Origin of the sequence: Paraburkholderia nemoris (genome assembly GCF_905221015.1) — a bacterium.
GTDB classification, from domain to species: Bacteria; Pseudomonadota; Gammaproteobacteria; order Burkholderiales; family Burkholderiaceae; genus Paraburkholderia; species Paraburkholderia nemoris.
Genome location: NZ_CAJNBO010000011.1, coordinates 200,377 through 212,245, shown reverse-complemented (window position 1 = coordinate 212,245; position 11,869 = coordinate 200,377). Strand labels below are relative to the sequence as shown.

Annotated in this window: 12 protein-coding genes; 8 read left to right on the top strand and 4 right to left on the bottom strand. The window is 62.4% G+C overall.

Features of this window, described 5'->3' with window-relative positions; translation table 11 throughout:
* Window positions 1-8 precede the first annotated feature (8 nt).
* Window positions 9-284, bottom strand: coding sequence for a hypothetical protein (locus KHO33_RS18970; RefSeq protein WP_200561082.1), 276 nt, complete (start codon window positions 282-284; stop codon window positions 9-11).
* A gap of 108 nt (window positions 285-392) precedes the next feature.
* On the opposite strand from KHO33_RS18970, the gene pdxR reads away from it, so the two are divergent.
* Window positions 393-1,865, top strand: a complete 1,473-nt coding sequence (gene pdxR / locus KHO33_RS18965; RefSeq protein WP_200561080.1) for a MocR-like pyridoxine biosynthesis transcription factor PdxR — start codon at window positions 393-395, stop codon at window positions 1,863-1,865.
* Between the two features lie 42 nt (window positions 1,866-1,907).
* On the opposite strand, the gene KHO33_RS18960 is transcribed toward pdxR, so the two are convergent.
* From KHO33_RS18960 to KHO33_RS18950, 3 genes are all read right to left on the bottom strand, one after another.
* Window positions 1,908-3,011 carry an NAD(P)/FAD-dependent oxidoreductase gene (locus tag KHO33_RS18960; RefSeq protein WP_054034102.1) on the bottom strand — a complete coding sequence of 368 codons (1,104 nt, stop codon included), beginning with the start codon at window positions 3,009-3,011 and terminating at the stop codon, window positions 1,908-1,910.
* A gap of 184 nt (window positions 3,012-3,195) precedes the next feature.
* Window positions 3,196-3,399, bottom strand: coding sequence for a DUF3562 domain-containing protein (locus KHO33_RS18955; protein ID WP_200561078.1), 204 nt, complete (start codon window positions 3,397-3,399; stop codon window positions 3,196-3,198).
* Between the two features lie 184 nt (window positions 3,400-3,583).
* The gene (locus tag KHO33_RS18950) at window positions 3,584-4,648 is read right to left on the bottom strand and encodes a DMT family transporter (RefSeq protein ID WP_200561076.1); all 1,065 of its coding nucleotides are present in this window, start codon (window positions 4,646-4,648) and stop codon (window positions 3,584-3,586) included.
* 171 nt (window positions 4,649-4,819) lie between these two features.
* On the opposite strand from KHO33_RS18950, the gene KHO33_RS18945 reads away from it, so the two are divergent.
* The 7 genes from KHO33_RS18945 (at window position 4,820) to KHO33_RS18915 (ending at window position 11,788) form a co-directional block, all read left to right on the top strand.
* Window positions 4,820-5,422 carry a lipocalin family protein gene (locus KHO33_RS18945; protein WP_200561075.1) on the top strand — a complete coding sequence of 201 codons (603 nt, stop codon included), beginning with the start codon at window positions 4,820-4,822 and terminating at the stop codon, window positions 5,420-5,422.
* A gap of 86 nt (window positions 5,423-5,508) precedes the next feature.
* Complete coding sequence (locus KHO33_RS18940) at window positions 5,509-6,285, top strand: DUF1295 domain-containing protein (RefSeq protein ID WP_200561073.1); 777 nt, start codon at window positions 5,509-5,511, stop codon at window positions 6,283-6,285.
* A gap of 53 nt (window positions 6,286-6,338) precedes the next feature.
* Window positions 6,339-7,454, top strand: coding sequence for an SAM-dependent methyltransferase (locus KHO33_RS18935; RefSeq protein ID WP_200561071.1), 1,116 nt, complete (start codon window positions 6,339-6,341; stop codon window positions 7,452-7,454).
* Between the two features lie 13 nt (window positions 7,455-7,467).
* Window positions 7,468-8,067 carry a uracil-DNA glycosylase family protein gene (locus KHO33_RS18930; RefSeq protein ID WP_200561069.1) on the top strand — a complete coding sequence of 200 codons (600 nt, stop codon included), beginning with the start codon at window positions 7,468-7,470 and terminating at the stop codon, window positions 8,065-8,067.
* Window positions 8,068-8,246: 179 nt separating this feature from the next.
* A complete protein-coding gene (locus KHO33_RS18925) occupies window positions 8,247-8,846 on the top strand; it encodes a cytochrome b (protein WP_054034089.1) in 600 nt (199 codons plus the stop codon).
* A gap of 56 nt (window positions 8,847-8,902) precedes the next feature.
* The gene (locus KHO33_RS18920; protein ID WP_200561067.1) at window positions 8,903-10,354 is read left to right on the top strand and encodes a glycosyltransferase family 2 protein; all 1,452 of its coding nucleotides are present in this window, start codon (window positions 8,903-8,905) and stop codon (window positions 10,352-10,354) included.
* A gap of 195 nt (window positions 10,355-10,549) precedes the next feature.
* Window positions 10,550-11,788 carry an aromatic ring-hydroxylating oxygenase subunit alpha gene (locus KHO33_RS18915; RefSeq protein WP_200561065.1) on the top strand — a complete coding sequence of 413 codons (1,239 nt, stop codon included), beginning with the start codon at window positions 10,550-10,552 and terminating at the stop codon, window positions 11,786-11,788.
* The last annotated feature ends 81 nt before the right edge of the window (window positions 11,789-11,869 follow it).

Sequence of the window (11,869 nt, the reverse complement as noted above, 5' to 3'; positions counted from 1 at the left end):
CGTCGCTGCTAAGGCTGAGTTGAACAAGCATAGACGGCCGCGCTGAACGCCTGCTCGCGCTCTTCTTCTGCAGTAGGTGTTGCGGACGTTGCTGAAGCTGCGCCGGCTGCGCTACTGTGCTGCTCCAGATTTTCGTTCACGCAGGCATCCAGGCTCGCACGTGCCGTTGCCGCCGGCTCGAGCAGCCCGTAGGCATAAGCCGCGCACGCCAGCGCCACGCACCACTTCACCGCGGCGCCATAGCGCAGGCGTGCGGTGACGGCGTGACGTGCATGCGTATTCATGGCAAGGGCCTCTCTCGAGAGTATTCGGCGACTCCAGAACCGTCAGCATAAGAAATTTGTGGCACCATTGTTAGCTCCACAATACGACCAGAATTTGGAGCCACGAAATTGGACTACGGTCTGTTGATGTCGAACGTCGAACGCGCAATGGGTGGGCGCAAGCTTACACAGCAGGACTTGCTCTACGAGAGTCTGCGTCGCGCGATTCTCGATGGCGATATCCGCCACGGCAGCCGTCTTCTTGCTACGCGAGCGCTTGCCGAACAATTGGGCATTGCGCGCAACTCGGTGCTCTACGCGTACGAGCGGCTTACCGACGAGGGCTTCATCACGGCGAGCCGGCATGGTTCTATCGTCAGCATGGTGAGCGGTTCGGGCGCTTCGATCTCCGCAGCAAGCGGCAGCGTGCAGACGCCTGAAAACCATCTGTCGCGCCGCGTCGCCGATCTGCCGCGCGAGCGCACGAATCCCGACGACCCCACGCCGTTTCGTCCCGGCGTGCCCGCACTCGATGAATTTCCGCTTGCGCAATGGCGTGCCTCGATGGAGCGCGCATGGCGCGCGGTCGAGCCACGGGAACTCGGTTACGGCAACAACGCCGGACACCCCGCATTGCGCCGCTCGATTGCGGAATACGTGCGCGTGTCGCGTGGTGTGCGGTGTTCGGCGGAGCAGGTGTTCATCACCTCAGGCACGCAGGCGAGTCTCGATCTATGCGCCTGCATGCTGGCGGACCCCGGCGACAGTGTCTGGGTCGAGGATCCCGGCTATCACGGCGCGAAGGCCGCATTCCAGGCCGCTGGTTTACAACTGGTGCCGATTCCCGTCGACGCGGCCGGCATGGCGCCGACGCCCGATCACTGGGAACAGACGCCCCCACGCCTGATGTACATCACGCCGTCGCACCAATATCCGCTCGGCAGCGTGCTGAGCCTCGAGCGGCGCTGGTCGATCATCGAGAATGCGGTGGCGCGCGGCGCGTGGATCATCGAAGACGACTACGACAGCGAACTGCGCCACAGCGGTCCACCGTTGCCGTCGATCCAGGGCCTCGCAGCCGACACGCCAGTGATTTACCTCGGTACTTTCAGCAAGACAATGTTTCCGGCGCTGCGGATGGGCTTCATGGTCGTGCCGGCGCACCTCGTCGCGGATATTGACGAGGCGCTCAGCGAGATCGCCCGGCAAGGGCGCGTGGCGGAACAAATCGCGTTAGCGGATTTCATCGATAGTGGGAAATACGCGCGGCATCTTCGGCGCATGCGGCGGCTGTACCAGCAGCGCCGCTCCGCATTGGTGAATGCGATCGAGCGGCATATGGGCGACCTTGTGACGGTCTCGTCCGACGGCGGCGGGATGCATCTGACGATGCGACTTGATGTGCCGCTGCGCGACCAGGACGTGAGCGCAGTGACACGCGAGCACGGTTTGCATATCGCTGCGCTCAGTGCGTTTTGTCAGCCGCCTGCTAAAGACGCCGCGCGCTACAACGGCTTCATGCTCGGCTACGCGGGCGTCAAACCGCACGAAGCCGATGCATTGGTGGCGCGACTCGCCGCCGTGGTGCGCGCACTACGCTAGATCGCGAACGAACGAACATCGTATTCTTGTGACGAAAGAAATCTAGACCGCTTCCGTCCTGAGCCAATGCGAGAGCCCAGCGTCATCCTCTGTATCCAGCGCTTGCGCGACCCGGCGCCCGACTGCCGCGCCGAATTTATAGCCGTGGCCCGAGCATGCCGACACCACCAGCGTGTTGCCGATTCGCTTCGAAAAAAAGCGTTCGTCCGCAGTGAACGTGTAAGCGCAGGTTTTTACTTCGGTGACCGTATAGTCGTCGATGCGGCTGAACGGCGGTGAAAACAACCGGCGCAGACTATCGCCTTCTCCGGGCGCCGCGATGCGATTGGCATCAGGATCGGGCGCACGTGATCTGTGCACACTGGCGCCGAACTTCAGGCCGACACAGTCGATTGGCGGCAGCACGTAACCGCTGCTGGCGCCGCCAATATCGACGATAGCGGGCGCATTCGACCATGCGTCCGCCAGATCTGCGGGTGGTTCCATATAGGCGACCACGTTGCGATAAGTCATCAGGTTTTCGGCGAGCGAGGGGAACAGTTGCAGCGTCCACGCGCCGGCGGTGACCACGAGGCGGTCGGCGCGAATGATCGTGTCGTCTTCGATGCGCACGGAGGCCGCATGCGCATCGACTGCGAGCACCTTGGTATGCGTGCGAATTTCGGCGCCGCGCATCTTGAGCCACGCTTTCATGTCGCGTGCGATGCGTTCGCTAAACAGCGCGCCGCCATCCTGATCGAGGTAGGCGTAGCGAAACGTGGAGGGGTCGAGAAACGGGTAACGCTCGGCCGCTTCGCGCGGGTCGAGTTGTTCGTACTCGAATTTCATCCGGTCGAGACCGGTGCGAAATTGTTCGGCGCCATCGCCTGCGTGTTGCGAAATGCCGAGCACGCCGCAGTTCGCATAGTGGGACACGCCCAGGTCATTCCACAGCAGATCCCAACTATCGAATGCTTCGGCGATGGTGCGTGCGTAGCCGTCGGCATCGCCATACGCGCGACGGATCATGCGACTCCGGTCGCCCGAGGCGGCAAGTGGGTTTGGAATCGAGCCCTGCTCGATCAGCGTGATGTCGTGTCCCAGCTTCGCAAGCGACCACGCTGTGCTCAAGCCGGCAATGCCCGCGCCTACGATTGTCACCCGCATGCCAACTTCCCCCGAGTCGATGTATCCGGGTCAGAGTCTAGCAGTGGGAAAAATAAACCGGTACGCGTTCTGGCAACGCGAAAAATAATCCGGTATATGTTCTGAACTGAAGAATCGCCGCGCGTGCCAGCGGGGTCGATCCAGCGTGCTACCAGGCAGGGGGTGGTCTCCGCGCGCCGCCGTGTCAGTGTTTGTGTTTCGACGGATGGCGCAGCTTGTCGCGTACTTTCTTCGCGGCGAACAGCGGCACGTAATCGAATACACGCGCTTCGTGCCCGTAGTCGGCCAGTGTGTCTGCATACATCTTCGAAACCGTTTCCGTCGGGGTATCGGTTTCCTCTGCAATGCTTCTCACCACTTCGTCGACATTAGGCTCGGGTTGGGACATGGAACTCTCCGGGGCAGGCGGGGTGGACCGGCAGGGTTGCCGGGAACGGGCGCACGACGGGAGTTTCATTAGAGGATGCGATTGGCCACGATGCCAATTGAATCGGTCTATCGCACGAACCGTTCCACAGAGATTTTTGTCTTGCGCTGCAGCAAGCGCCCGCACCACGCGGTGATCCGAGAAATCAATGTGTATGCCGATGATGAATATCTGGGAAATGCGCGTGCGCATGCGTGATTGGCGCATGGGAATGCGGATGCGTGTGCGGCTCGTGGCCGTCCCAGGCGAAATCGTGCTCGTGCTGGTGATGCGCGTCGTGCCGATGCCGATGGGTATGATCCAGCGGGGCATGCGTGTGCGGATGCTCGTGTCGTTCGCGGATGTGCAGCCAGACACCCAGCGTCATCAGGGCAGCGGCCACCCAGAATAACGGCGGCGGCATCTCCGGCCACAGCAGCCACGATAAGGTCACACCAAATAGCGGTGCGACCGAGAAATAGGCGCCGGTACGCGCGGTGCCGAGATTGCGCAGTGCGACGACGAACAGCACGAGACTTACGCCGTAACCCGCGAAACCCGTCAGCATGGCGAGCGCGACGATCGTGGCCTTGGGCCATGCGGCGCCGAGGGTGAGCGCGAGCGTCACGTTGACCGAACCGGCCACGAGTCCTTTTATGCAGGCGATGAACATGGCGTCGTGAGTCGACACCTTGCGCGTGAGATTGTTGTCGACTGCCCAGCAGGCGCAGGCGCCGACCAGCAGCAGTGTGCCGGGCGGCAGGCCGGCCGCGCCGGGCTGCCACGACAATGCCACCCCGCCCGCGACGATCGCGGCCATGCCCAGGAACACTTGGATGTCGACGTTCTCTCGAAACACGATCCACGCGATCAACGCGGTGAATACGCCTTCGAGATTCAACAGCAGCGAGCCGGTGGCGGCCGGCGTCGTTTTCAGGCCGAGCATCAGCAGCGCCGGCCCCGCGACACCGCCGGCCACGATCGCGCCGGCGAGCCACGGCACTTCGCGCACCGGGAAGCGGTGGTGACTGGTCGGCTGCCCGTCCGCCTGACCTTTCAGGCGGCGCGCCAGAATCACGGCGGCAAGGCCTGTGCCGCTGCCGAGGTAGAACAGTCCGGCCAGCAAAAACGGCGACAGCGAGCCGAGCAGCGCCTTGGCGAGCGGCGTGGTCGCGCCGAACAAGGCGGCGGCGAGCAGGGCGGTGAAAGCGGCGTTGAAGCGAGTCGGCATGGGCGGAAAATTCGGAGGGGCAAGCGTTGCCGACACGATACCGCTATCGGGCCGCGGACGCCTAACTTCGCCGAACAGGCTGGCGTTGGGGCTCCAGATCCCGCCCGTACGCATCCATCCGGCCGCGTCGAACGTAATACGCTTAATACCGCTACGTTCGAGGCCACCGCCATGCGCCGTGTTGTCTATACCGCCGTTGCTCTTGCGACCGTTCTGCTGCTGTCCCTCACGGGGTGCTCCAACGATCCACCCAATCCCAACCCGCGCGCCAGTGCGCCGCTCACAACGGTGCCGCTAGACCTGCCGCGCTATATGGGGACCTGGTACATCATCGCGAACATTCCGTACTTCGCAGAGCGGGACATGGTGGGTAGCCGCGCGGAATGGAAATTGCGGCCCGATGGCAAGATCGACGATTCGTATTACGGCCGCAAGAAGAGTTTCGACGCGCCCGAAAAGCACTATCAGTTCCTCGACACGCCCGTGCCCGGCAAAGAAGGCGGCGAATGGAGCGTGCAACTGTTCTGGCCGGTTCACGTGACGCAACTGACGCTCTACGTCGACCCCGATTATCGCTACACGATTCTGGGTTACCCCGGCAAAAACCTCGGCTGGATTTTTTCGCGCGAGCGCGACATGAGCGACGACACCTATCGGGCGCTGCTCGGGCGGCTCGATGCAATGGGCTACGACACGTCGCGTTTCAGGCGCGTACCGCAGCGGCCTGACCAGTTGGGTAAAGCGGGCTTCTCTTCGCCGGGTGACAAGGACTAGCGATGGGCGTATCGGACGCCACGCCCTCGCGCATCCGATCGCGCCCTCACAGCGTATAACCCGCATCGCCATCGAATGAGGACCCCATGTCGCCACTTGCCGCCGCCGTGATCGCCCTGATGGCGCTCATCGTGATCTTCAGCGCCGTCTGGGTATGGCAGTTGAAGACCGGGAACGCCGGCATGGTCGACCCGGTCTGGGCCTATTCGCTCGGACTGGTCGCGGTGCTTTACGCTGTGCTCGGCAACGGCGATCCGGTATCGCGCGCACTGACTGCGCTGGGTGGCCTGGTTTGGGGCGTGCGGCTCGGCACGCATCTGTGGAAACGCAATTTCGGCAAACCGGAAGACGCGCGCTATCGGCGCTTTCGTGAAGAATGGGGCGACAAGGCAGCCAGCAAGATGTTCTGGTTTTTCCAGGTGCAAGTCGTGATTTCGATGCTGCTGTCGATCGCATTTCTGGTGCCGTCGTACCGGAGTACCGCACCGGCCATCGGCTGGATCGTGCTGGCGGTGGTGGTGTGGATCGCATCGGTAGTCGGCGAAGGTATCGCGGACCGGCAACTCAAGCGCTTCGCGCAGGACCCGGCCAATCACACCACCGTGTGCCGCGTTGGCTTGTGGCGCTATTCACGGCATCCGAATTACTTCTTTGAATGCGTGCATTGGCTTGCTTACATCGCGCTGTCGATCGGCACGCCTTGGGGTTGGTTCACGTTGTTGCCGCCGGTGCTGATGGCGTTTCTGCTGCTGAAGCTCTCCGGCATTCCGTTGCTCGAAGAAAGCATGGCGAAAAGGCGCGCCGGTTACGCCGATTACATGCGTACCACCAGCGCGCTGATTCCGTGGCCGCCGCGGCATTGAGATGAGCCAGCCGCGGCGCGAAAGTCCAGAAAAGACGATAGGGAGTGAGCCTCATGAGCCTTTCCACCACCGACCATACAATGCCGCCTTCGTCGCCCACCGAACCTGGTGACGGTTGGCTGATCCAGAGCTGCGAACGCGGCTGGCTGCCCGACAGCGTGATCCGTTTCGGCATGCGTCAGTTGATGCGCCAGCGTTTGCGCGACGAAGCGATCGACAACGGCGAGGTGCGCGCACAACGGCTCAACCGTCTGCTGGGCGACTTGCGTTCAAGCCCGATCGCCATCGAAACGCAGGCCGCCAACACGCAGCATTACGAGGTGCCGGCGTCGTTCTTCCACGCGCATCTCGGACCGCATCTCAAGTATTCGAGCTGTTTGTACCCAACCGGCAACGAGACGCTCGCGCAAGCAGAAGCGGCGATGCTCGAGCGCTACGCCGAACGCGCGGAACTGGCTGACGGTCAGCGGATTCTCGATCTCGGCTGCGGATGGGGTTCGTTGTCGTTGTGGCTTGCGACGCATTATCCAAACGCGCAGATCGTCGCGCTGTCGAATTCGCATGGGCAGCGCGCGTTCATCGAAGCGCGTGCGGCGGAGTTCGGTTTGCACAACCTCTCGGTGGTCACGGGCAATGTCGTCGATTTCGAATTCGACGAAGCGCAGCTTGGCGGCGGCTTCGATCGCGTGGTGTCGATCGAGATGTTCGAGCATATGAAGAACTACGGGCTGCTGCTCGCCAAGATTTCACGCTGGATGCGCTGCGACGCGAAGCTGTTCGTGCATATCTTCGTGCATCGCACGCTTGCGTATCACTTCGAGGTGCAGGACGGCAACGACTGGATGTCGAAGTACTTTTTCACCGGTGGCACGATGCCCTCCGAAGCGCTCCTGCTGAACTTTCAGGACGATCTGCGGATGGAGCGGCAGTGGTGGGTGAACGGCACGCACTACGAGCGTACGGCGAATCATTGGCTCGCCGCGCTCGACGCAGCGCGCGACCGAGTGATGCCGATGCTGGTCCATACCTATGGCGCGCGCGATGCGGCTGTATGGTTTCAGCGGTGGCGGATGTTCTATATGGCTGTGGCCGAGTTGTTCGGCTACGCAAACGGGAATGAGTGGGGCGTGGGACACTATCGGTTTGTAAAACGCTATACCGAATCCTGACCCGCGCCTCGGTATGACTGCAAGGAAACCCATTTCACTGAATACGTTGTTGCACGACATTCGCGCCTGTACGGTCTGCGCGCCGATGCTGCCGCATGCGCCGCGGCCGGTCGTCGTGGCGTCGGCCGAGTCGCGCATTCTGATCATCGGGCAGGCACCCGGTGCGCGCGTGCATGCTTCGGGCATTCCATGGAGCGACGCGAGTGGCGCACGTTTGCGCAAGTGGCTCGAGGTTTCCGACGAGACCTTTTACGACGCCTCGAAATTTGCCATCGTGCCGATGGGTTTCTGCTTTCCGGGCAGAGGCGCGAGTGGCGATTTGCCGCCGCGGCCCGAATGCGCCGCGCTTTGGCATCAGGCTTTGCTCGCCCAGTTGCGCGAGGTGCGGCTCACGGTGCTGATTGGCCAATACGCACAGCGTTTTGGCCTCGGTGACGCATTCGGGCCGACGCTGACCGACACGCTGCTGCGCTGGCGAGATTTCGGCCCTCATGTAATACCGCTGCCGCACCCATCGCCGCGCAATATCGCCTGGTTCAAGCGCAATCCGTGGTTCGAAGCGGATGTATTGCCGACTTTGCGGGCGCGGGTTCGCGCGGTGCTCCAGGAATGATTCGCCTCGCGCCGTCAAAATACCTCGAAATAATCGGAAACACACAATTAAGCGCCTGGCGGAATAAAACGGCAAACTAATGCGTTTGCTTCATACCGGCGTCGAGATCAGGCCTGCTGCGGCACGGCCGAATTTTCAAACAGCTTTCGCCAGAAAACCACTTGCAGACGGAACGACCGATGAATACTCACGCCGACTCCCTGACCGATTCAACCGGCACGCCGCTGGTGTCGCGCTATACCCGCACGGCGATAACGCTGCACTGGCTGATCGCGCTGCTGATGATCGGCAATGTCGTACTCGGCTTGACTGCGGAATCATGGCCCGACGACTGGGTGCGTCCGGTGGTCGACACGCATAAGTCGATCGGTATCACGGTGCTTGGTCTCGCGCTGATGCGCATCTTGTGGCGCGTGACGCACAAGCCGCCGCCGTTGCCGCGTGAGTTTCCGTCGTGGGAAAAGATCGCCGCGCACGTTGCCCATTTCTTGCTGTACCTGCTGATGATTGCGCTGCCGCTTTCCGGCTGGCTGCACGATTCCGCGTGGAAAGACGCCGCCACGCATCCCATGCATCTGTTCAATCTGTTTCCCTGGCCGCGCATCGGCTATGTGATGAATCTCGACCCGGTGCTCAAGGAGACACTGCACGATCGCTTCGGCGCCTTGCATACCTGGCTCGGCTACGCGCTGTATGCGTTGCTGGCAATGCATATCGGCGGCGCGCTGAAACATCAGTGGATCGATCGCAAGTCGGTTCTGAAACGCATGGTGCCGTAAGCATCGCCGCGCTGCTTTCTATCTAATAACCACCAACGACGGACTCGGCAGTCATTTTGAAGAAAACTCTGGAACAGGCGCTCGCCCTCGCATCGCCGCGCATACTGCCGCGTCCCACTACGCTGCTGAGCACGCTGATTCATTTCAGCGTCGTCGTGCTGTGGTTGTTGCTGTTCGCCCGCGCATTCTTTCTGCAAGGTGTGGTGGCGTGGTCGACCGGCATTGCGTACGTCGTGTACGACACCTTGCTGCTCGCGTTCGTCACCTGGAAAACGCTGCCGTTGATGCGGCCCACGCCGCCGCTCGAGCCGGACTTCGATGCGCGCAACTTGCCGGACATGGGTGTGATCGTCGCGTCGCATAACGAGGCGACGGTATTGCCGGTGACGCTCGCCGCGTTGCTGCGCCAGACGCATGGCCCGGCACAAATCGTGATCGCCGACGACGGCTCCACCGATGCCACCCATGCGCTGCTCACCGAACGCTTCGGCCTCACTGCCGCCGCTGACGGCGTGTTGAGCGCGCCGAGTTCGCTGTATCCGAATCTGTACTGGCTGCGCGTGCCGCACGGTGGCAAGGCGCGTGCGCTGAACGCCGCCATCATGGTCATGACCACCGAGACCGTGATGACCGTTGACGCCGACACACTGCTCGACGACGACGCCACCTACGCCATGCGCGCCGCCTTCGCGAGCGAGCCGAAGCTGGTCGCGGCGGCCGGCATTCTGGTGCCGGTATGCGGCAAATCGGTGTCGGGCCGCGTGTTCCAGTGGTTCCAGACCTACGAGTACATGCGCAACTTCATCGCCCGTTTTGCGTGGATGCGCGCCGACAGTCTGCTGCTGATTTCCGGCGCCTTCGCCTCGTTCAGGCGCGACGCGCTGGTCGACGTGGGCGGTTTCGATCCGCAGTGCCTAGTCGAAGACTACGAACTGATTCATCGGCTGCGCCGCTATTCGGTCGATCATGATCTCGGCTGGGACGTGCGTGTGGTCGGTGATGCGCATGCGCACACCGACGCGCCGGACAACCTCGGCAGTTTCCTGCGGCAGCGCCGCCGCTGGTTTGCGGGCTTCCTGCAAACGCAGTACTGGAACCGCGACATGACCGGCAATCCGCGCTACGGCACGATGGGCATGCTGATGCTGCCGGTTAAGGCCATCGATACGATGCAGCCGATCTACGGGCTGACCGCCTTCGCGCTGCTGCTCGGCTTTCTGTTCGGCGGGCATGGCGCGATCGTCGTGTCGATTTTCAGCGTGATCGGCCTCAAGACGGCGATCGACCTCGCGTTTTATCTCTGGTGCATCCATCTGTATCGCCGCTGGACTGGTCACCGCACCGGCTCCAGTTTGTCGATGGCGGTGCTCGCAGCGATCGCCGAGCCGTTCACGTTCCAGCTGGTGCGGCACGTCGGCGCGCTGCTCGGCTGGCTGCATTTCCTGCGCGGCGGACGCTCGTGGGGCGTGCAACGCCGCTCCGGGCTCGTGACGCGCGACGAAAGCTAGGCGCCAATCGTCTGGTCAAAGTCAGAGGCACATAGGTCGGAAGACTGGCTCGCCCACCCAACGGGCGGTGAGCCGGACATGGCATGCAGGCGGGGGAACCATGCCGCTTCGGCTTCGAGTAGACTGTACGGCGATGTCGGCCCGCGAATTGCAGGGCGACCACCTTCTATCCGCTCGTGCACGGAGGCTCCACCTATGCATGCTGTTCCCCCGCTCGAACAAGACACCGTCGATGCGCCGGTCGATACGTCGCCGGCTCATGCAGCCGCGCAAACCCACGCCTCAACAGGCGCGAAACCACACGCGCCGGATCAGGCCGCCAACGACGCCCCAGTGCGCGATCTGCGGCGCGTAGGTATTCACCCTGATTACTGGTATCCGCTCGCGTGGTCGCATGAGGTGAAGCGGGGCAAGACGCATGGTGTGACGTTCGCGGGTGAGCCGATCGTGCTGGCGCGTACGGAGTCCGGCAAGGTATTTGCGCTCGAAGACCGTTGCGCGCATCGCCAGGTACCGTTGCATCAGGGCGTGGTGGACGGCGAATCGATCCGCTGCGGGTATCACGGCTGGACCTACGATTGTTCGGGCACCTGCATCGACGTGCCGTATCTGGGCCGCGACCGTCTGCCCAACGGCGTGCGTTCTTATCCGTGCCGCGAAGTCGAAGGCCTGATTTTCGTGTTTCCCGGCAACGCCGAGTTGGCCGAAGAACGGCCGCTACCCGCGTTCAGCTCCGTATCCGACAAGAAGTACAAGACGCGCCGTTTCGGCCGTCCCGTGAATTGCCACTATTCGTTCATGCACGAGAATCTGATGGATATGAACCATCAGTTCCTGCATCGCCGCCAGATGGGTCAGATGCGCGCCCGTTCGCTGGGCCGGCGGCGCGGTGAGGGTTGGGTCGAAGTCGATTACACGTTTGCGCGCATGGCCGGCCAGCAGCCGATCGGCGAAGCGATCGTGTTCGGCCAGAGCCGCAAGACCGGTGGCGACAACGACAAGGACGTGATGACGATCCGCACCGAGTATCCGTATCAGACGCTGCAGATTCGCACGTCCGATCAGACGCTGGTGATGGACTTATGGATCGTCTACGTGCCACTCGATCGTGAGCAGCGCACGAACCGCACCTTTGGCCTGCTATCGATTCGCAAACCGGGCATTCCCGGCGTGCTGAATCTCGCGTGGCCGCTGCTCGTGTGGTTCACCGAACGCATTTTCAAGGAAGACCGCGAGATCGTCGAAGCAGAACAGCGTGCGCACGATTCGCAGGGCGCGGACTGGAATCACGAGGTGTTTCCGGTCATCAACGAACTACGCGCCTTGTTGCGCGAAAGCGGCGCGCCGGATCAGGTGGTGGGCGCCGGCACGGGTGGCGCCGCAGTGATCCGCTTCTGGGATTCGCGTCACGGCAACCCATTGTCGAATACCTGATATTCGAGTTCTTTTGGCGTTTCGGCCGTTGCCGCGATCGTGGCGGCGGTGTCTGAGCGTGCTGGCGAGGTGGCGCTCTCG